The 20055-nt window shown below is 53.2% G+C and carries 20 protein-coding genes and 1 tRNA gene; 9 read left to right on the top strand and 12 right to left on the bottom strand.

The features are described from left to right. The first annotated feature begins 53 nt into the window (after positions 1 to 53). Together PMO31116_RS02690 and PMO31116_RS02685 are read left to right on the top strand one after the other, a co-directional pair. Positions 54 to 1640 carry a DUF1800 domain-containing protein gene (locus tag PMO31116_RS02690; RefSeq protein ID WP_246185106.1) on the top strand — a complete coding sequence of 529 codons (1587 nt, stop codon included), beginning with the start codon at positions 54 to 56 and terminating at the stop codon, positions 1638 to 1640. A 122-nt stretch (positions 1641 to 1762) separates the two neighbouring features. Continuing rightward, positions 1763 to 3010 (top strand): DUF1501 domain-containing protein, encoded by a 1248-nt coding sequence (locus tag PMO31116_RS02685; RefSeq protein WP_150565338.1) that lies wholly within the window; start codon positions 1763 to 1765, stop codon positions 3008 to 3010. Between the two features lie 22 nt (positions 3011 to 3032). Here the strand turns inward: PMO31116_RS02685 and PMO31116_RS02680 are convergent, their stop codons facing one another. Beyond that, positions 3033 to 3917, bottom strand: a complete 885-nt coding sequence (locus tag PMO31116_RS02680) for a squalene/phytoene synthase family protein (protein ID WP_150565337.1) — start codon at positions 3915 to 3917, stop codon at positions 3033 to 3035. A gap of 580 nt (positions 3918 to 4497) precedes the next feature. On the opposite strand from PMO31116_RS02680, the gene PMO31116_RS02675 reads away from it, so the two are divergent. Beyond that, a tRNA-Leu gene (locus tag PMO31116_RS02675) sits at positions 4498 to 4584 on the top strand. An 84-nt stretch (positions 4585 to 4668) separates the two neighbouring features. Then, the gene (locus PMO31116_RS02670; RefSeq protein ID WP_150565336.1) at positions 4669 to 5217 is read left to right on the top strand and encodes a helix-turn-helix domain-containing protein; all 549 of its coding nucleotides are present in this window, start codon (positions 4669 to 4671) and stop codon (positions 5215 to 5217) included. A gap of 28 nt (positions 5218 to 5245) precedes the next feature. Here the strand turns inward: PMO31116_RS02670 and PMO31116_RS02665 are convergent, their stop codons facing one another. Genes PMO31116_RS02665 through PMO31116_RS02650 form a run of 4 tightly spaced genes read right to left on the bottom strand, consistent with a single transcriptional unit; the run spans position 5246 to position 6519 of the window. Then, positions 5246 to 5500: a hypothetical protein gene (locus PMO31116_RS02665; RefSeq protein WP_150565335.1), complete on the bottom strand. Its 255-nt coding sequence runs from the start codon at positions 5498 to 5500 to the stop codon at positions 5246 to 5248. 10 nt (positions 5501 to 5510) lie between these two features. Then, on the bottom strand, positions 5511 to 5879 hold the full coding sequence (locus PMO31116_RS02660) for a hypothetical protein (protein ID WP_150565334.1): 369 nt from the start codon (positions 5877 to 5879) through the stop codon (positions 5511 to 5513). A gap of 10 nt (positions 5880 to 5889) precedes the next feature. Beyond that, the gene (locus PMO31116_RS02655) at positions 5890 to 6111 is read right to left on the bottom strand and encodes a hypothetical protein (RefSeq protein ID WP_150565333.1); all 222 of its coding nucleotides are present in this window, start codon (positions 6109 to 6111) and stop codon (positions 5890 to 5892) included. Between the two features lie 39 nt (positions 6112 to 6150). After that, positions 6151 to 6519, bottom strand: a complete 369-nt coding sequence (locus tag PMO31116_RS02650) for a hypothetical protein (RefSeq protein WP_150565332.1) — start codon at positions 6517 to 6519, stop codon at positions 6151 to 6153. Positions 6520 to 6655: 136 nt separating this feature from the next. On the opposite strand from PMO31116_RS02650, the gene PMO31116_RS02645 reads away from it, so the two are divergent. Continuing rightward, positions 6656 to 6982, top strand: coding sequence for a hypothetical protein (locus PMO31116_RS02645; protein ID WP_150565331.1), 327 nt, complete (start codon positions 6656 to 6658; stop codon positions 6980 to 6982). Positions 6983 to 7111: 129 nt separating this feature from the next. Next, positions 7112 to 8131 carry an ArdC family protein gene (locus tag PMO31116_RS02640; RefSeq protein ID WP_150565330.1) on the top strand — a complete coding sequence of 340 codons (1020 nt, stop codon included), beginning with the start codon at positions 7112 to 7114 and terminating at the stop codon, positions 8129 to 8131. 29 nt (positions 8132 to 8160) lie between these two features. Here the strand turns inward: PMO31116_RS02640 and PMO31116_RS02635 are convergent, their stop codons facing one another. Together PMO31116_RS02635 and PMO31116_RS02630 are read right to left on the bottom strand one after the other, a co-directional pair. Further along, positions 8161 to 8445, bottom strand: coding sequence for a hypothetical protein (locus PMO31116_RS02635; protein WP_150565329.1), 285 nt, complete (start codon positions 8443 to 8445; stop codon positions 8161 to 8163). Between the two features lie 130 nt (positions 8446 to 8575). Then, positions 8576 to 9400 carry a hypothetical protein gene (locus PMO31116_RS02630; RefSeq protein ID WP_150565328.1) on the bottom strand — a complete coding sequence of 275 codons (825 nt, stop codon included), beginning with the start codon at positions 9398 to 9400 and terminating at the stop codon, positions 8576 to 8578. A gap of 139 nt (positions 9401 to 9539) precedes the next feature. Here PMO31116_RS02630 and PMO31116_RS02625 point away from each other — a divergent pair, with 139 nt between their 5' ends. After that, a complete protein-coding gene (locus PMO31116_RS02625) occupies positions 9540 to 10322 on the top strand; it encodes a hypothetical protein (protein ID WP_150565327.1) in 783 nt (260 codons plus the stop codon). A 217-nt stretch (positions 10323 to 10539) separates the two neighbouring features. Next, on the top strand, positions 10540 to 13518 hold the full coding sequence (locus PMO31116_RS02620) for a type IV secretion system DNA-binding domain-containing protein (protein ID WP_150565326.1): 2979 nt from the start codon (positions 10540 to 10542) through the stop codon (positions 13516 to 13518). Between the two features lie 88 nt (positions 13519 to 13606). Here the strand turns inward: PMO31116_RS02620 and PMO31116_RS02615 are convergent, their stop codons facing one another. Both PMO31116_RS02615 and PMO31116_RS02610 read right to left on the bottom strand, forming a co-directional pair. Beyond that, on the bottom strand, positions 13607 to 14290 hold the full coding sequence (locus tag PMO31116_RS02615) for a hypothetical protein (protein ID WP_150565325.1): 684 nt from the start codon (positions 14288 to 14290) through the stop codon (positions 13607 to 13609). 168 nt (positions 14291 to 14458) lie between these two features. Continuing rightward, the gene (locus tag PMO31116_RS02610) at positions 14459 to 14677 is read right to left on the bottom strand and encodes a helix-turn-helix domain-containing protein (RefSeq protein ID WP_150565324.1); all 219 of its coding nucleotides are present in this window, start codon (positions 14675 to 14677) and stop codon (positions 14459 to 14461) included. A gap of 102 nt (positions 14678 to 14779) precedes the next feature. Between PMO31116_RS02610 and PMO31116_RS02605 the strand changes: the two genes are divergently transcribed. Further along, positions 14780 to 15496: a hypothetical protein gene (locus PMO31116_RS02605; protein WP_150565323.1), complete on the top strand. Its 717-nt coding sequence runs from the start codon at positions 14780 to 14782 to the stop codon at positions 15494 to 15496. A 71-nt stretch (positions 15497 to 15567) separates the two neighbouring features. On the opposite strand, the gene PMO31116_RS02600 is transcribed toward PMO31116_RS02605, so the two are convergent. From PMO31116_RS02600 to PMO31116_RS02590, 3 genes are all read right to left on the bottom strand, one after another. Continuing rightward, positions 15568 to 15960 carry a hypothetical protein gene (locus PMO31116_RS02600; protein ID WP_150565322.1) on the bottom strand — a complete coding sequence of 131 codons (393 nt, stop codon included), beginning with the start codon at positions 15958 to 15960 and terminating at the stop codon, positions 15568 to 15570. A 310-nt stretch (positions 15961 to 16270) separates the two neighbouring features. Continuing rightward, on the bottom strand, positions 16271 to 19774 hold the full coding sequence (locus PMO31116_RS02595) for an AAA family ATPase (RefSeq protein WP_150565321.1): 3504 nt from the start codon (positions 19772 to 19774) through the stop codon (positions 16271 to 16273). Further along, on the bottom strand, positions 19761 to 20048 hold the full coding sequence (locus PMO31116_RS02590; RefSeq protein WP_150565320.1) for a hypothetical protein: 288 nt from the start codon (positions 20046 to 20048) through the stop codon (positions 19761 to 19763). The genes PMO31116_RS02595 and PMO31116_RS02590 overlap by 14 nt, the downstream gene beginning before the upstream one ends. Between the last annotated feature and the right edge of the window lie 7 nt (positions 20049 to 20055).

Here is a 20055-nt window from a genome sequence, read left to right as displayed (position 1 = left end):
GATCCGCAAGGCCCCCCGCGCCACCGCCCTCGGGATTGCCGACGCATCGCCGGATGCCGCGCCGCGTCCCGCGCCGCCTTGCCTTGCTTGCAGGACTGGTGGCCACCGCGCTGAGCACGACGCCGGTGGCGTTTGCCGCCGGGGCGAAGCATGGCGCCGCCGCGCATGCGCCGCGCGCCAGTGCGCGCAACGTCGATGTGTCGACGCGCCCGCTTACCGAAGGCGACGCCCGCTACCTGCTCACGCGTACAGGGTATTCCCCGGATGCCCGTGAGCTTGCCCCGTTCGTCGGGCTCACGCGGGCGCAGGCCGTCGACCGATTGCTCGATGAAACGCGGCGTACCGCTGTGACTGAGCCGCCGCCGTGGACTGCGGATCCGCCGCTCTACGACGCGCGCGTCAAGCGCATGAGCGCCGAGCAGAAGCGCGACCTGAACCAGCGGCGCAACCGGATGCAGGCGTCGCTTGCCGCCTGGTGGGCACAGGAGATGGCGACCACGCCGTCGCCGTTGACCGAGCGCATGACGATGTTCTGGCACAACCACTTCGTGTCGAGCAGCGACAAGGTGCGCGAACCTGTCGTGCTGTACCGGCAGAACGTGCTGCTGCGCGCGAATGCGCTGGGTAACTTCGGCACCTTGCTGCATGCCGTCTCGAAAGATCCCGCGATGCTGATTTATCTCGACGGTGCGGGAAGTCGGAAGGGGCGTCCCAATGAGAATTTTGCGCGCGAGGTGATGGAGCTGTTCACGCTCGGGGAAGGTCACTATACGGAGCAGGATGTGCGCGAGGCCGCACGCGCCTATACCGGATGGAGCATCGACCGTCCGACGATGACCTATGTCTGGCGTGCCAACTTGCACGATACCGGCACGAAGACCGTGCTGGGTCGGACCGGCGATTTCGATGGCGACCAGGTGCTCGACATTTTGCTGGCGCGTCCTGAGACGGCCGCGTTCATCACGGGCAAGTTATGGCGGGAGTTCGTGTCGCCCACACCCGATCCACAGCAGGCGGCGCGCGTGGCGGACGCATTTCGGGCGAGTGGCTACGATATCCGTGTCGCCCTGCGTGCCTTGCTGCTCACGCCGTCGTTCTGGGATCGTGGTACGCGTGGCATGCTCGTGAAGTCGCCTTCCGAGTTCGTGACGGACACGGTGCGAGCGTTCGATATCGGCTACGACGATCCGCAGATGCTCGCGCGGCAGATGGGCGTGCTCGGCCAGGCCCTGTTTCGTCCACCGAATGTGAAAGGGTGGCCCGGCGGCGACGCCTGGATCGACAGCAGCACCTTGCTTGCGCGCAAGCAATTCGTCGAGCGCATGTTCCGGGCAACGGAGAAGGCGAACGCCGGCGCCGCGTCGATGGTGCCGTCGATGTCCATGCGTGCCGACGTGCGCCGCACGGCGTTGACGATGGCCCCGTCGATGCCGAGGACGGTGGCGGGCGTGCGTTTCGATCTGGCGCGTTGGCTGCAACCGTACGCGTTGGGGCCGGTGGATGTACCGGACGCGCGTGCCCGAGAGGCACTGCAACGGGCGGTGTTGCCGATGGCTCCCGCTGCGCCGCAGACGCCCGGTGACAACAGCGCGGCGTACCTACAGGCGCTGTTGATGGATCCGGCGTATCAATTGAAGTGAGACGACGGGCCTGGCGGCAAGACGTCGGGCGCGGGGGTAACGGCGATGGCTGATGACCGATGGCAGATCGCCAGTGGGCGATGCCGACAGCCGAATGGATGGCACGCAATGCGAGGTGTGAAATGCGTCGACGCGATTTTCTGAGTTTCGCCGGGGGGCTTGGGGCGGCATGGCTCGCGCCGTGGCCGGCACATGCTGCGGCACGTGATCTCTCCGGGATGATGCCGGGCGGCGGGGCAGGCGCAGGCGGCGCAGGCGGCGATTACGGCAATCTATTGATCCTCATTGAACTCAAGGGCGGCAATGACGGCTTGAATACCGTCATTCCCTATGCCGATCCGTTATACGCGAGTCTTCGCCCGAACATTGGCGTCAAGCGTGACCAGGTGGTGCAACTCGACGCGCATAGCGGCCTGCATCCCGAGCTGCGCGCGCTGCTGCCGATGTGGCAGGCGAAAGAATTGGCGGTGGTGCAGGGCGTGGGGTATCCGGAGCCGAATCTCTCGCATTTTCGTTCCATCGAGATCTGGAACACGGCGTCGCGCGCCGACGAATACTTGCGTGACGGTTGGTTGTCGCGCGCGTTCGCCGAGCGGCCCGTGCCGACCGGGTTCGATGCGGACGGGGTCATCGTCGGCAGCGCGGAGCTCGGACCGCTGGGGGGGGGCGCGCGTGCGGTGACGCTGACGAATCCGGTGCAATTCCTGAGGGAGGCGGGGCTCGCGTCGGCGAATGCGGCGCGGGTGAGCAATCCGGCGCTAGCGCATGTACTGCGGGTGGAGAACGACATCGTGAAGGCGGCGGATGGGTTGCGTCCTCGTCAGGGCCAGTACATCTTGCGCACCCCTATGCCTGCGGGGGCATTCGGCAATGTGGTGAAGACAGCGTTACAGGTCGTGGCTGCCGCCGACTCATCGTCAGGCATGCCGCAGTCGGGGCGCGGGGTGGCTGTGCTCAGGTTGACGCTCAACGGATTCGACACGCACCAGAATCAACCGGGGCAGCAGGCAAATCTGTTGCGTCAGTTGTCGCAGGGGATGATGGCATTGCGCTCGGGGCTGATGGAGCTGAATCGTTGGCAATCGACGATGATCGTGACGTATGCCGAGTTCGGGCGTCGGCCGCGCGAGAATCAGAGCAACGGTACGGATCACGGCACGGTGGCGCCGCACTTTATCGCGGGCGGTCGTGTTCGTGGTGGTCTTTACGGCGAAGCGCCGCGACTGGATCGACTCGACGGCAACGGCAATTTGCCGTTCGCCGTCGATTTCCGCGACGTGTACGCGACGGTGTTGCAGCGCTGGTGGGGGTTGAATCCTCAGCCAGTGTTGGGAGGGGTGTTCCGGCCGTTGGACGTATTGCGAGCCTGAGCGACATGCGCACCTGGCGGATTCAGCGTGCGCGCCAGGCGCGCCAGAATTTGCGCAAGGGTGTGAGGTCGATGCGCTGGTGCAGTATCTGGTAGTCGCTGGTGGCGACTTCATCCATGAGGGCCAGTTGCAGGGATGCGAGTGCCAGCAGGGGCTTTTGCTTGCGGCGATCCGTTTGGGGAATGGCGCGGGCGGCGTTGGTGATCGCCTGAGTGGCGCGCTCGTGCTGGAACTTCATCAGTTCGACGAATGCCGGGGAGTACCTGCCGTTTTGCAGGTCGGCGGCGGTAACGCCGAAGCGCTGCAGTTCGTCGATGGGGAAGTAGACGTAGCCGGCACGGGCGTCGACACCTGCGTCGGTCACGCGTCGGCCGAGCGTGATGGCGTGGCCGAGTGCGCGGGCGAGGGCGGGGGTGCTGTCGTCGTCGAAACCGTAGATGTGCGACGCGAGTTCGGCCGGGGCGCCGCCTGCCGCATCGCAATAGTGCGACAGGCCGGCGAAGTCGAGGTAGCGCATCTGCGAGAGATCCATTTCGGCGCCATGCAGGACGGCCTCGAACTGGGCGCGGTTGAGCCCTGCGTTGTCGATGACGGGGGCGAGTGCGCGTGCGACCGGATGGGCGGGGGCACCGGAGAAGAGGCGGGCGAGTTCCTGGCGCCACCAGTCGAGCTTGGCGTGAGCGACGCCGGGGTCGTGCACGGCGGCATGAATGTCGGCGATTTCCTGGCAGAAGGCGTGGACGGCGTAGGCGGCATCGCGCTTGGACGGCGGGAGCTGAAGGAGCGCGTAGTAGAGCGCGGAGCCTGGCGGGCCGGCTTTCTGCCGGCAGTAATCGTTGGCCTGAGCGGGGCTGGCAGGGGTGCCGGTGCTTTGGTTGGCGTTCTCGGCGTTGTCGTGGGGTTGCATGCGAATGGGGTATCGGTTTGGTCAGGTGCCCGGATGCCGGTGCGCGGGCGCGCAGTCGGGGCAACTGCCATGAATTGGTGCGAATTTTAGCATTGCGCGACGAGAAGACGGGCCGGGTGCGCGGGCAGGCTCGGGTTGCCGGGGAATTTGCCGGTGAAAATCACTTCGTGTAGAATGCTCGCCTGCTTTGACGCGTGCAACGGGGCGACAAGTCGCCCCTTTTCATGTCCGACAGGATGCACGACGTCAACCCGATGCCGGGATGCCGTACCTTACCCAGGTCACGGCACCCACGGGCTGCGAGGATGGCGAAATTGGTAGACGCACCAGGTTTAGGTTCCAAATCGTCTGCTTTTTGCCACATTTTCGCCAAGCCGCCTGCGGTGAGGGTTTTGACGGAAAACGCCTGAAAATCAAGTGCTTGCGGCTTGCAGTAGTAGCCCTCGTAGTTCAGCGTAGTTCATCCTGTTTCCTGCAATTTCACGTCATCAGTTTGGGGCGAGTTTGGGAAGGTTTGGGATGGGACGCGCCGGACTTTGGGGACAAAACACGGCTTTGCCGTGGTAGAATTTGTGGTTCCGCGAGGGTGGCGAAATTGGTAGACGCACCTGGTTTAGGTCCAGACGCCAGTAATGGCGTAGGGGTTCAAGTCCCCTCCCTCGCACCATTTTCCCATGCCTTTTAACGCGAAAAGTGCAACGCTTTTTGTGGCGTGGAGGTAGCATAGCAGCGACCTAAAAATAAGCTTGCTATGTCCGCTCATCTTCCCATTCTCACGTCTATGTTTCCGAGCAAAGTCTTGCTCGATGTGGACGACATTGCAAGTCTTCTGCATGTCAGCAAGAAGCACATTTACAACCTCTCTTCCGCCAAGAAGCTGCCTTTTCGGCTCGTAGAGACTTCGGACAAAATTTTGGTGTCTGTGGTTGAAATGGCGCGCTATCTGGATGGTGAGATAACCCCTAAGCAGGAAGTCAAGAAAGACCCGCTTGAAGGTGCCGTGGTGGTGCCGAAGAAGCGCGGGCGTCCGCGTGGTGCTGGTCTTGCAAAAATCACTCTCGCGTTTCAATCTGCTCTTTCTATCGCAATCATCAAGGAAGAAGCTCGCAAGGCTTTCACTGCTCTTTTTGAAGGCATTGACGGCGTTGAGAGCGAACAAGCTGGTCAAGAGGATAAGCAAGCTGCGAACTATGATGAAATGCGCGACTTGGCAGATCAAGCTCGGGTGAGGCTGGAAAGGTCTTTCATGGACGTTGGATTGAACGTCAAGAAGACAAGTGGATGGCGCGGCAAGATATGAATAAAGCCCCTTGATTGGGGCTTTTTCTTTACTGCTTTTGGTTTGCAACGTAGAGGTAAGGCGTGCTGAGTTTTGTTATATGCATGAATAGCTCGTCAAGCGATATTTCACCTTTACGAAACTTCAAGCAGATCCCTTCGATTGCGGCAAGCGTAATTTGCTCGTATTTGACGCGATTTGCTTTATCGTTAAGCGATGACTTAACATGACTTGCAGCGTTGATGAAGTCCTTGACCTCCGCTTTTTCAAGCTTGATTGTGAAAAGGTTGATGTCTGTGCTCATAGTGTCTCCGTTATTGTTGTAGTTGTTGAGCGTTTGTGTAGAACTTGAAGGCTTCGCTTGCATTGTCGAGCATGCCGTTTGTCATCTTCTCTGTGAAGCTGTGCGCTGCTGTTCTCGCAAGATTGGCAAAACACTGTTCACGGTCTTTTAAAAGCGTTTGAACGCGCTTGTGCTCGCCCTTACTGAACTCCAAAAATAAAACCTTAGGCGGGCTTTGGTTCGAAAATTTCTTGACGTGGTGCTTCGCGGAATACAAGCCGAGTTCGTAGGCAACAATCAGTTGTATCGCCTTCGTGTTGGAGATAGAGTAAACCTGCGCTACGCCAGAGATAGCCTTGGCGGTTTTTGGGTGATGTGTAAGTCGAATTGATAATCTCATAGTGCTCCTTTCAGATTGACTTCTTTGCTGTTGAAAGGAACTGGTCGATAGCGAATCTGCTGCCGTTGCCTTTGTCGACTTCCTCGCTTACTACGCTTTGCCAGTCGCTATCATCTAACGGGGTCATCAAAACCGATTGAATAGCTTCAAGCTCACTCTTCGCCTCTACCGTCTGCGTCGTCTCTTCCAAGACAACTCGGATACGTCTTATCGTTATTGTGTGTTGTTTCATGGTGTCTCCTTGTTGTAGTTATTGTTGATACTGCGTGTCTTATATGCCTATTGGGTTCGTCACAAAATTAAATGATGATAATGGCAAGTTAAGGGTATTCCAAAATGCGGCATAAATTGCTTGCACAAGCCAAGTGCTGGTATTTATCACGCTATCTTGTGGAAATAAGAGCCAAGTAGCCATTGAGAGGATGACGGCGAGCAATACGTAGGGGAACTTGCTTATAGTGTGGTTCATTTGCACGTTGCCTTGCTCAACGAGAAGGAAGGTTCGAATATAGCCAAAGACCATATTAAATATGTGATATTGAATGTAGAGTGCACCCCAAGGTGGCAGCGCACAAAGAATTGCCGTTTTATCTAATGTTGCGAAAGTTGGAAAGCCCGCTTTTTGTTTTTCTGTTGTCATGTTGTCTCCGTTTTTGTTCTGATACTAAAAGCGTATCAAAATAAAATTGTTTTGCAAGCAAAAAGCACTGTTTTATCTTGACATTTAAACTGCAATATGCAAATATGATATTAAATCGCTAATCAAGGAGCCAAAAATGAAGATAATTCCAAGCATTCAATTAACCATCCCTGTTGTTCAAATGACGCCTAAGACTATGGGGCGTTTCATTGCTCTCGGGATGGGTTGCATCTTCGGTGGCATCTTCGCTTTGGCTACTCACGGTTTGCTCGTTGAGAACAACCCCGAAATGTGGGCGGTGGCTCCCTATACCCCTTACATGACTGGCGCTCTTTCTGTAGCGTCATTCGGCGGTGCATTCGCTGCGTTACGTGGTCTATTCAAGACTGCAACGGGAAAAGACACTGCTAAGCACGAAGCAAAGACATTACTGAAATCCGCTAACAAGGGACGTGCCATATAATCCTTTTACTTGCCTCGTTAGTGATTGAAGCCTCGCCCTGTGCGGGGCTTTTTCTTTTGTGCTCCTGCTTTTGACATGCCGCCGTTTTTTGGTATCGTATTTAGATAACAACAACAATAGGAGATACCTATGGCAGCAGAAGAAAAAGAAGACTTATATACGAAACAAACGAAACTCGTCATCCTTCGCATGGAAGAGGCTCAGAAATGGAATAAGCCTTGGATTAGTCCCGACATGCCTCCTCCATACAATCCAGAAACAGGCACGTTTTACAAGGGCATAAACTACGTCTCACTTGCGAGCGCTGGCTTCGATGACCCTCGCTTTTATACGTTCAACAACATTAAAGCACTTGCTGAGCGCACTGGCTTACCCTTGAAGCTGCGCAAAGGCTCTAAGGGCAATGCAGTCTACAAAGCGGTTCAGATTGAACTCAAAGAGAAGGACGCGAGCGGCGCACTCGTGCCGGTGATGGATGGCGATGAGCCAAAGAAGATATGGGTTCAGGCATACGCAGGCACGGTCTTTAACGGCTCTCAGATAGAAGGCTTGGAGCCATACGTCAAGAAGACCCTGACACCTATCGGACTCAACGAGCAAGGCGAAATGATGCTCGATGTAGCGCGCAAGCAAATGGGCATCCCGATTGAGCACGGTGGCAATAGAGCCTATTACAGTCCTTCGCAAGACCGTATCCAGCTTCCCCATGCGCAAGGCTTCCGCTCTATCGAAGACTACTACTCAACGGCGCTGCATGAAGTGGGACATGCAACGGGGCATTCCTCACGTCTTGGGAGAAAGATGGAAGGCACGTTTGGCACGCCGAGCTATGCTTATGAAGAGCTTGTTGCCGAGCTTTCGAGCATTTATACCGGCGCGCACCTCGGGATGCCGTATAACCCTGCAACGCACGACAACAACGCGGCATATCTCAAAAGCTGGATTAAGGTCTTGCAAAACGACAAGAAGTTCATCTTCAAAGCTGCATCCGATGCTCAAAGAGCTACTGAATATCAACTGCAAGCAAGAGCGGAATACATAAAGATGTTAGAGAAAGAAAAATCGGTGAAGAAAGTAGCAGAAAAAGAGCAAGCGAAAACGAAATCGAAAGGTAAGGCGAGCGAGAAAGAAGCCGTTCTTGCGATGTAAAATAAAAGCCCCGTCGTGGGGCTTTTTCATTACTTGTGCTTCGCGTTCGTCTCTATGTTGACTGGCTGAATTGCCGCGAACCCGTGGGCGTGTAGCAAATCGCGTTGCTCTCTTGCAAGATGTGTTATTTCTGCACTTAAAATCTGCTGATTAAAAGCCAAGTGTTCAAACTGCTGACGCATACTTGTTGCTTCGTTCATCGCTGCAATGTTCGAGAACGTGTATGCGATAAAAAGCCCTGCCAAAAATCCAAGAACAATGTGAGCGTTGCGGCGGTTCTTTACTTCATCATGTCTATCAAAACTGTTCCTCATAGGTTTTCCTTTTATTTTTGTGGTTGTTCTTATACCGTAACCTAAAATCGAGCTTTGTCAATCTGATAGCAGGTGAATATAACAACGGCCTTGCGGAAAAAGAAAAAGCCCTAATTAAAGGGCTTCTGTGTCAGAGTGTTTTTTCTCGCTCTGACGTTCTCTCCTGCATTTTGACCTTCGCACGTTCTTGAAGCTTCTGAGCGTATGTGTCGCGCTGTCTCTGTTCCGCTTCAAGCGTGTTTTCTTTTTGGGGCTGCGGTGCCTGCTTGGGTTGATAGTCGGTGAGCTTGCTCAGCTTGTATTTGCTATCAAATCCGAGGAATTTCATAACCCCCACAGGAAAGCGCTCTTTGATGAGTTCTGCACGGTTACGCAACTCTTTAGCTTCCAAGAGGTTTTGCGTTGGAATGGCGCGAAAGTAGCGCACGTCATCACGATTTCGGGCGTCACCCATGAGCACATAGAACTCAGTCGCCTTGACCACTTCGCCCGCAACAAATGAAGGCTTTACTTTGGCCTTACCGTTTTCCATGACGGCTGCGCCGTTGGCATCACGTAGCTTTTCGACTGGCACACCCCAATTAAAGAAAGTCGAGAAGAGCTGACCGTCTCTATCCCATGACTTTTGATGAGATACGTCATCTGCGTATTTCTTCAACTCCTCAAACTCACGCTGCTTGTTCGTGTGTCTGCTGAGCATTTCTCTGAATAGCTGATTGAACTTGGTTGTATTTGCAGGCTCGTTCAATTCGCTTAGAGGCTGATTGATGGCGAAAGTAATAGTGTTTTTGTCTTGCGCAATCTTCGTTGCATAGTTGATGTTGTTCGCTCTATCGAGCTTGAAGTAAAGTGAATTGAACACGTCATAGTCGTTGGGTGTCGTCACAATCACGCGGTCGGCCGCTTTATCAATTTTTACTGAAAATCCTTGGTCATTGTTGAATTCTCTTATCATGATGCCTCCATTTTTATTGTTGTTATATTCAAAGCATACAAGACGAAATCATTAAGTCAAATGGCCTCCCCGTGGTGAAGCCTTGCTTTTGGTTTTAATTGTCTTATAGTAAAGAGATATAACAACAATAGGAGTGTTTATGGAGGACTTGACATTTTATGAATTAGATAGTGCGGGGGCTTCTACCGTCACGGCGCAAGACGATGGCTTTGAGCCTGAGGTGGATACCTCGCAAGGACTGGTTGTCTTCACGTCGAACAACGAAAAACTAACGACAGAAGACTTGATGGAAGAAATGCGCCAGCGCCTTCATCGCGTGTTGACCTTTTTGCCCGCGAGCAACGGCAACATGCTTTTGAATATCCTCGCTATGGTCGAGGACGACAAGCGCGAACGCTTGATGTATTACCTTGAACGTGAAGAAATCTTGAGCAACAAGACTGTGCTCATGACGTTTCTCGGAATGATGGCAAGCGTCAATGTGCTTGAGGACGCGATAAGCGCCGGTGACAAGATGGAAGCGCACTTAACTACGCGCTTTCGTGCTGTGTCAAACTTGCTTGTCGATGAGTTCGAAACGCGACTCATCAAGGCACTCATAGATGCCAGTCAGCATGTCGATAATCTGGCATTCAAGATAAAAGATGAACTGAAAAACGCACACAACACATTCAAAGATAGCGTTGCAATGTTTGCCAAGACGTATGAAGTGGAAGCGGACAAGAGCTTGGAAGCGCTAAACAACAAAGTCATTGAAATGATGACGGGCATCGAAGTAAAACGCTTGCAAGCGGAAAAGAAGATTTTGCAATCTCAAAGCGCTGACCTGAAAGCGTATATCAGGCATGCGCTTACGATGGCGTTCTTTGCCACAATGGGCGGTGTCACATTGCTGCTGATAGCCTTCAAACTTTTCTTCTAATCGAAGCCCCGTAATGGGGCTTTTCATGTCCTCAACTTAAAAGGCTTAGAGCCAGTGTTTTCGACTTATCTCGTCCGATAGGACAAGCCTTGCTTCGTCAAGGCACTCTTTCAAGTAAGGTTTTCGATTGCAAAGGTGGCTGGCCTTATCGTCATTGCTATTGCAAAGTCGAGATATTTTGATACGCTTTTGATATAAGAACAAAAATAGGAGGCGTATGAGTGGTAGAAAACCGAAAATAAGATGGCCAGGGTCAAAAGTCTTGATTGATGGTCCCTATATAGATGTGGGGAATGTGCTGTGGACATTCGTTAGCGTCTTCTTCTTGGCGCAAGCGGTCTTTTTCCTGCTGCTGTGGCATCAGGTGACTGTGGCGGGGCATGTGCTCTTTCCTCTACCAAACACGGCGGATAACAACCCTCTGACGCACCTTGTCTACTTCTACAAGATGGCGCTCGGCGCGCTGGTGCCGTTCCTGCAAGGCAATGACTATCACCTCTACCTTAGACACATGTATTGGCTCCAAAGCGTCGGTGAGTTCTCCCGTTTAGGTGTTCGCTGGGTATTCTCAATCGTGTTCGGCTTGCTCTCTGCGCTCTATCTCGCAAGAGAGACATGGAAGCGTCCAATCAACAACGAAGAGCAAGTGCGCGGTGTCGTGCTGCATGAAGGCGAAGAGGCATATCACAAGTTGAGCGCGGACTTTCGTAACCAAGTGAAGATGAGTGGTGCGGACTTCGTGCTTGCAAGTATTTTTGGGCTGCATCCTGACAAGCCTGAAACGTATGCCGAAGTGGAGAGTCAAGACACGCTCGCTTTCCCAAACTCTCAACGCAAGCTGCACTTTCAAATTGTCGCTGGCACACGTCGCGGCAAGACCATGCTCATCATGCTCATTGTGGAGCAACTTCTAAACCGTATGCGCTGGTGTCGTGATGGCGGCATGAAGGGCATCCTTGGCAAGCTCGTAAGCAAGCTCGCCGTATGGTTCAAAAGGCTGCTGCACAAGCCCGTGAAGATGCTCATTATCGACACGCCTAAGGGCGATTACTCGCGCTATGTCGAGCCTGAGCTATCACACACAATCGGACCTCAAACCGAGGGCACGAGTGCATGGGCAATCGCACGCGATCTGAATAGCAAGCAAGCTGCTTTCCAGTATTGGAGCGGTAAGGTTGTCGTGAACGAGAAAGACCCCTTTTGGGGTGAGAGCGCACGCGGCATCGGCACTGCCTGCACGGCTGAACTCATCGCAACATGCGGTGACGACTGGAGCTTTAACAACCTTGTTGGCAACTTGAAGCTGACCGCGAAAGAGTTGGAACCCATCGTGCGCAAGTATTACATCGAGAGCTTGCAATCTATCCAGATGGGCGAGAACGCCGTTACCTCGGTGCTTGGCACGTTAGAGTCAAACACGGCTGATATTGTGTTTCTCGCGGAGAAATGGGACGGCTTTGAATACAAGACGGGCATCGCGCAAATGTCCTCACGTCTGCTCAAAACGAAATACAAAGACAATCATGAGAAGTTCGCAACGGCGCTCTTTCCGCTGCTCGACTACGAGAACCTGACAAAAGACGGCAAGCCTGCTGTCATCCCTCAAAACATCGTGCCGCATGCGCTCATCAAGGCGCTGGTGCTCGGCATGAATGCGAAGTTCGCAACAACGGACAACGGCATTTGGACGTGGGCAGAGTTCGAAGCGCAGCTACGCAAGCCGTTCAATGAAACCCTCGCGCTCATGGGGCAATACATCGAATGGGAAGTGCTCAGCGAGCAAGTCTTGGTGCCAGAAGTCAGAAAGCCTATTGCGGACTTCGCAGCGCTCATGGCTGACGCTGGCGTTAGCTTCGATGATGACGCGGCCATGTGTGAGTATCTGAGCGAGCACGAAAGCCTCAAAGACCGCACGGTGGCGCAACTGATGCTGCGTGCGTTGCTACGTCGCATAGGCTTCAAAACACCTTGGAAAAAGCTCTATAAGCTCGTTGCTGATGTGGTTGATAACGGCGAGAAAGCCAAGCAAGTGTTTGGTGTGTTCGTGAAGCACGCCATGCACGATGAAGCATGCAACCTGAGCAAAGACCTGCATATTGATTTCATCTTTGGCTGCAAACCCATCTTCGAGAACTTTGAAATTTGGGATAGATTTGAGAGCAAGCATCGTATTTCGTTCAAAGAATGGCTCATTGACGAAGACCCTGATAAGCCCGTCTTCATCATCAAAAACGACACTGAGTTTGGCGCTTACATCGCACCATTGATACGCGGTATGTTGTATTACGCAAAGGGCGTCATTGGCAACGACAACTTTGTGGACAAAGAGCGTCACTTCTATATGCTCATGGATGAGTTTCAGGCGCTCGGCAACGTCAAAGAGTTCGTCTCTGCCGGTATGGAAATGTTCGCCTCGAAACAAGTCACGCTGATGATTGCCTATCAAGACCTCTCGCAGATGGTGGCGTTATACGGGCAAGACTTCTTGAACTTCCTCATGTCGAACACGGGCAACAACTTTTTTGTCGGGTTCAACGGTGGCGAGTCCTCCAAGAAAATTTCCGAACTACTCGGCAAGAAATACATCTCCAAGCTGCATACGTCAGTCAGTCGAAGCGAGAGCGGTCTATCGTCGTCTCAAAACTTCCAAGAGCATGAGGGTGTCGTGATAACGGAGGACGAAGTGAACAGCAAGCTCGGTCTGGACGTGAACAAGGAAATTGAGCAAAGCTGGTTCGACAAACTCATGCGCAATCCTAAGAAGATGCCCATGATGCGCTTTCTGTATCGCGGCTCAAACATGAAGGACGCGTATATCCTTCACACCCCTCTTTGCACCTATGAAATCAAGCGCAAGTCCGTTGCGGCGAAGTGGGTCAATGACCCAAGACCTGAGAAGTCCCGCGTGTTCGATTTGGAGGCAATCATTGGGTCAGCAAACGGCGGCAAGAAGTATGTGCCCGGTGTTGCGACATGGGACGAAGACGGCGATACGAGCGAAGAAGCTGTGCCAGACTTCATGACCGGCGATGACGCACCAGACGCCACAAAAACGCACCATAGCGAGCCTGAGACGCACGATGAGGGCAAAGAGTTAGCTGAGGTGCTTGACGCACTGGAAACGCCTCAAAGCGATGTAGCCGATGACTTCACTGCGAAGCTGCAAAGAGCGATGCAGGAAAGAAAAGATAACTGACCAAGAAGCCCCGTGGGTGGGGCTTTTTTATTTCATGATGAGTGGTTGACTTGCCAGACAAAGGACTGCCTTTCTCTATTGCCTTTTATCATTTCGGTTGTAGAGTAAGAGCATGAACAGCAAGATTGGAGTCGCTAAGCTCAGCATAAGACAGGTTTCCACTCAAAGACGCTTGCACGCTCACAGGCATCAGATTGCGCTCAGGTGTCGACTCTATGCGAAGCGTGAAGCCCTGCGTTTTCTTGTAAAGTGCGTATGCGAAGTGCAGCGTATTTAAGTCAGCTTCTTCATCCATCCAATCCGCTTTGCTCATTTCGAATATTTCGCGCTCTAAGGCGTGCTTCGCTTCGACCTTACGCACTATCTCATCGTCGCACGATGCAATGGCACCAATGCGCTCTTGTTCATGGACGTGCTCCATCGAGAACAATGCTTGCGTCATCACGTTTTCGACTTCTGGCTTCCAGAATTGCCAGCAATCTTGATAGAGGTTGAGCACCCCAATAGCGAGGTCATTGCTGGTTGGGTTACTCTTCACAACAGCGTAATGAAAAAAGTTTCGAAGGCGTGAGCCTGTTAGCTCTATGTTACCTTCGCACTCTTGTTGAATAGTGTTGAGGGCATCGACTGAGAATTCGTCAAGGTTCAATTCGCATTCAATCTTGACGTTGTGCTTCATGGCATAAATGTTGACTTGCATACCCGTCGCCTTGGCGGCGTCGCCCACGATGACGCAAACCAAGAGCACGCCAAGCGTGAAGAGAACTTGCATATCCCTCGCTCGGGCATGGCTATCTCAGGCTCTTATGAGAGTGTGCGAAGTCGCGGGATGATTAAGTCAAGTGACGGCAAGCGAGACATTGACGTGCGCAACGTCTTCTTTGATAGCGGCGATAAAGGCATGTCCTTGCTCGGCAGGGGCGGCAAGTTCAAGTAAGACTTAGATGCGCTTTATTAACTCGGCAGGGTCAACGTTGCAGGCTTCGCACCATTCAACAAAGTCCATGAGGCTCAGGTAGCGCTCGCCAAGCTCGATCTTCGAGACATAGGCTTGCCGCTTGCCCAATTTTTGGGCAAGAGCGTCTTGCGTGAGTTCGGCTTCTACGCGTGCTTCACGTATCGCTTTCTTCACGCGCTCATAACGTTGACCATAGACCATCGCCCCATGCTATATTCCAAACCGGATTACTCCATTTCGGATTACTCCATTCTGGAATAATCCAAATCGGATTATTTTTCAAGCCTTTTTGGAGCCTTTGCTATGATCCTGAACCGACACCTTGTAGTTGCCGCCGTTCTGACGCTCTCGGCGCTGAGCGCTGCTGCTGCCCCTCAGCCCGACCTCAAAACCCCGCTGGAACGCTACGAACCCCTGCAAAGTGGCAATCAAGTGATGTTCCAGTATTACGCACTCTCGGGCGTGCCGCTCGATTACCGCACGGTGGCTGGCTACATGTCGAGCGACTACCGGCTGACTTCGGACGGGTTTCGTCAACAAGACATACTCAACGGCTTGCGTCCTCGCATAGATGCTGCCTTTGCAAGCGCCAAGGCAAACCATTACTTGCGGCTGGATGTTGACTTGTCAGGTAGTAGCAGGCTCTCAGGGTATGACTTCCAAAAGAAAGGCTTTACGATTGATACGGTCTTTGATGAAGGCTCAACACGCTTTTTTAGCGACAACCAGCACTATCAGATTTCATTTACGAATGGCACGCGTTATCAGTTCATCCCTGTCCCGAACGAAGCGGCGGCAAGAGCTATCGAAACGGCGCGCTCAAACCGGCAAAACATTGCGTTGCGCGTGTATGCATACGCCAATGAGGTGAATAGCTTCAATGAGCAAACCAAGGTCGTCGTCACGCGTGTTGAGTTCATCGGGCAAGGTGGCAAGGTCTTGGGTAGCTATTCCGGTGCGCTTGCACCTGAGGTAAAGAAGAAGGAAACCGGCATCGGGGCGTCACACGGCTTCTTCTAACTGCTCGCTGCAAGGGATAAAAAAAGGGGCGTAGCTTGATGGCTACGCCCTTTTTCTTTCAAGCTCCTGCCTTAGTCGTCGTCGCATGAGTCTAAGTCTAACCAATCCAAAATAATTTGCTGAAGCGAGGATATGAACAAGCAAGCAAGATAAACTTGAAGAGACAGTGTCAAATAAAAGAAAATTTCAGACAGTGCGTAAGCTTGGCTATCGCCCTGTAGTGCGTTCATCATAGAAAAAAGACTATCTGCAAGCGTGTTTGCGCCAATGTAAATCGCTCCGAAGGAAAGAAGCAGGCATACCATCTTCTTATAAGGTAGATGTCGCATTCGCTGCCACATTGAAGGCTTGGCGGGCGCTGGTATGCGGGACCTGAAGAAATCGAAGTCAGGCGCTTCGTTAAGTTGCGCTCCTTCTGACTTTGGAAAAAAGTTAAATTGCTTTTCTTGTGTGTTATTGTTCATCGTTGCTCCTTGTCATCTAAGATTAACTTACGAGCAACGTGATAAAACGCAATAGAAAAAAGCAATCTATTTGACGCGATGTTGACTTAGCCGATAAACGGCAGAAGAAAAGACGGGGTGGGAATGAACGCCGTGACGCCTCATGGCTTTGCCCGCTGCGGTGCGTTTATCATCAAGTAGATGCTTGAGCGTCCGTCAGGACAAGAAGCCCCGTAGGGATACCCTCAAAAAGAGCCTTCACGGCGATTGAGTGCGTAGATGAGGGGGTAAGGTCTGCGGACAAAGAAAAAGCCCCTCGCGGGGCTTATCGTCAAAGTTGTTTTTCCGTCTCTTTGGTTTTTGACTTGTCGATGGCGGTTTGTATCTGTTGCTGCTGCTCTCGCACCTTCTTGCGCACTGCTGCCTCTTTGAGCTTGTCGCGTGCTCGTAGCTGCTGCTGTTGCTCTGCGCTCATCTGTTTCTGAGCCTGCGCGGCTTTGGTCTTCGTCTTGGACTTGACGGGTTTCTTCACCTTTGGCTGTTTGACAACCGGCGCTGGACTCTCGATTTCGGCACGGCGCGCTGCTTTGGCTGCTGCGTATAGGTGCTGCTGCGTGTTGTCGATGAAGTTAAAGTCAAATGTCGATTTCTTGAAACGCGCCTGACTCATGCGCTTGATGACGTGCATGAAGCGGTCCAGTGGGTGCGGTGGTGCCTTGGCGTCCGTCTCAATGTAGTTCGCATGCTCGTTGAGGTATGCGCGCACGTGTTTGAATGACTCAACGTTAGGCATGTCGCCCTTGACCTTGGCATTGATGCGCTCGGCAAGCGCAAGCATTCTCTCGGTGGGTTGGCCGTCTGGCTCCTGACGCTCCAGCTCCGCTGCCATTTCGTCACTGAGATAGACCTTGACGTGCTCCTTGTGTCGAGACATGGCGACATACGCTGTGTGCATGCTTTCAAGGCTCGCGCTTGGCACGAAGTAGTTGTTCACGTAGGTCGCCCCTTGGGACTTGTGAACAGTGCCTGCGTAGCCGTATTTGATGGGCTGCGGGCGGTTCGTATTCACCCATACCTGCTTGCCGTTGTCGAGTTGCACGCGCATTGCAACGATGCTGGTTTTCTTGGTGAGCCTGTTGAGTTGGCTCTTGAACTCAATGATGGTGCCGGTATCTGAGTTGAAAACGCGCTGCTGCTCAACGTCATCGCTGTTGAACTTTTTGGAAAAGAGCACACGATCTCCGATTTGGAAGCGACGTGTGAAGCCCTTGTTGTCCTGCAGCGTGATTTCGTCCTCAGGTTTGTCCGAGAGTTTGCCTTGGCGTTTTAGCTCTTCGCGCACGGCGTTGTTGATGTCTTCAACTTCCTTGTTGGTGCCTGCAACGATGAACTTTTGCGCCATGCTGGTAGGGTCTTCAAGGTAGTCTTTGGCAACTCGGGCGGTCTTCTGGTTGTCCGTCTTCTCGATGGATACACTGCCTTCTTCGTAATAGAAATACATGCTTTCTTTGGCGTTGCCGCACGCGAAGTTCTCAACCATCTCGCGATGCTTGGCGTGCTTCTGACGATTGATTTCAGTGATGCGCTCGGCGTGAAAATGTTCAGTGAGCACGCGAAAGGTCGCGCCGTGGCTCACGCTCTGGATTTGCTCGGCTTCGCCAACACTGATTAGCTTTGCGCCTGCGGCGTTTACATGGGCTACAAGGCGGTGGTAGTCATCAAGACACGCCATGCCCATTTCATCAGCGAGAATGACCATATCGGGGGTGAGCTTGCGCTTGCCAAGGTCTAAATCCAGAAGTAGTTGTGAAAGGCTCGAAACGTCCTTCTCTTCAAAGAGTGCGTCCTTGCCCAAGCCGTGTGCTGCCTTGTTCGTCGGTGCCGTTGCAATGACCTGAAAGCCGCGTGCCTCGTAAGCTTCCTTGATGCCACGTAGGGCGAATGATTTGCCACTGCCAGCACGCCCTAAAATAGCTGCATGCGCGCCGTTTTTGGATAGGCTCATCATCATGGCACGGCGCTGTCCTTCGGATAACTTCACTTCCTTGCCCATCAAAGCGCTCATGCGAGCTTCGTAGGCAAGAACCATGTCCTTCGCTTCGTTCTCTGAGAAAGCAAAGTGCGCGTCGTTTTCGCGGGATTTGAAGCCTTCGAAGATTTCGCGCTCTTGCTGCAACACACGGCGAGTTGTGAAACGCACTTCGCGCAAGTAGCGGATTTGCGCCTGACGCTCTTCGTGTGGGTTCTCAATCGAGCCTGCCAAGAAGCCTTCGAACTCGGCTGATTTCTCTTTGGATAGCATCTGCAAGCACTCTTTTTCAAAGATGCGTGCCGCTTCACGCTCGGCTAACTCGGGGTCGTGCGTGTGCAAAAGCTGCTTGATGATGTGTGCGCGAAACTGGCTTTCTGTAAAGCAAACCTCCTTGTGCTTACGCATAAACTTGTCGACCAAAGCTTGGTCTGCCTTGTCCTGTTCAATCTTCGCTGCGATGCTTTTGGGGTCGAGCACGGTAGAGAGCAACGCTTTCACATGAGGGTCAGTGATGCCGGCCGCCGCGTCCTCTTTGGTGATTGGCTCCGGTGAGATATAGAGAACTTGACCACGTTTAGCAATCTGCTGCTCTTGGTGCTTGCGCACGAAGTTATCGGCTAACTGCTCGTCGCTGATGCTCTTCGTGTTGGGCTTTGTCTGATTGAAGTTCAGACGCTTTTTGATGCTCTCAACGGTGAAGCCGAACGCATCCATTTTTGTCTTCCACAAAGCGAAAAGCGCCTTGGGTGAAAAGTCGGTTTTGTCCTCGCGCTGGGAGAAGCGTTGAAGCTCGCGTGCATCCGCTCCAAGCCCGCCTGCAGCGTCTAATATTTCTTGACGGCGTTGCCCAAAGTGCTCGCGCACGTTCTCAGGTATCCATGAGTCGGGCAAGTCGTAAGAGCAAATGTTGCGCTGCTCGTCTGTGAGGTATTCATTGTGCTTGTCCTCTTCAAGATAGACGGGCGCGAACTCGAAGCCAAATTTGTTTTCGAGCACGGGCATGAAGTGGCGTTGAAAGAGCGCTGTGTATTCGTCTTTCTTCGCGCAAATGTCGCCCGCGTATAGCGCGTAGAGCTTGCCGTCATTGCCAAGGGCGGTGTTCATGAGGTCAAGGTGAAAGTGGACGTATGGCGCTGGCTCGCTCGTCTCCGTGCCTCTGTTTTCGATGTGCATGAAGCACGCTGCAAAAATCTCGCGTGCGCCTTGGATATTCACGCCATTGGTGCCGGTGCGGATCTGGGCGTCTTCGAGCATGGCGGGGATGATGTGCTCTTCGAAAACGCGCATCGCCTCGTTGCGTATGTCGGTCAACACTTGTGGGTCTTCGGACGCTAAACGCGCCACGGTGTTGCTGAAATTTTCACCCATGCCAAAGACAAACTCGGTGCCGATCGCTCGGTCTTTCTCAGGCTTCTTGTAGGTGCCGTCCTCGTTGATGCTGCTGACGTTTTTCGTGAGCGCAATCATCTTGCCTCGGGGCGTGTCGAGCACTTCAAAGTCGTTCGCCTGCATCGCGGCGTCGGACACGAAGCTTGCGGGCACATAGCCGTTGGTAATGTCCTGCCAAACGTCTAGGCTGAAATATTGGTCTTTCAAGCCAAGCGTCTGCGAGAGCGTGCCCATGAGGGCTGCGGTGAACGGGTTGTTCTCGATGATGTGGCGATACTTGGGGTCGCCCAGGTCAGGCTCTACATCATCGGGAAAGGCTTCTTTGATGGCAAGTTTGATAGCGGTCTGGTTGTATTCAAACTGCATTTCGTGATACTCGCCATCTTTCATCGTCATAAAGTCAATGCACATCATGGTTGCGCTCTCCTGTGTTTTTGTTCTTGTTGTTCTCAAAGCGCAACTGCTTGATTTCGCCGTGCTGGCGCTCGATGAGCTTGTGAAGGCGTTCAAACTCGGCTGCAAAGACCTTGTTCGCGTCTTCCTGCGTGCGATATTTACGATAGAGGCGCAAGGCTTCTGTGTAGATGGTTGAGCGCTTGACTTCCTTCTTGCTGGCGCGTTGGCGCTCGGCAATTACGCCGTCTATGTCCTCTTGTATGTCCTCGGGTTCGCGGTAGGTGGTTCTCATGCTGTCC

The organism is Pandoraea morbifera (assembly GCF_902459575.1).
In the GTDB taxonomy this organism is placed as follows: Bacteria; Pseudomonadota; Gammaproteobacteria; order Burkholderiales; family Burkholderiaceae; genus Pandoraea; species Pandoraea morbifera.
The sequence above is the reverse complement of the archived record's forward strand: the minus strand, read 5'-3'. Positions and strand labels throughout refer to the sequence as shown.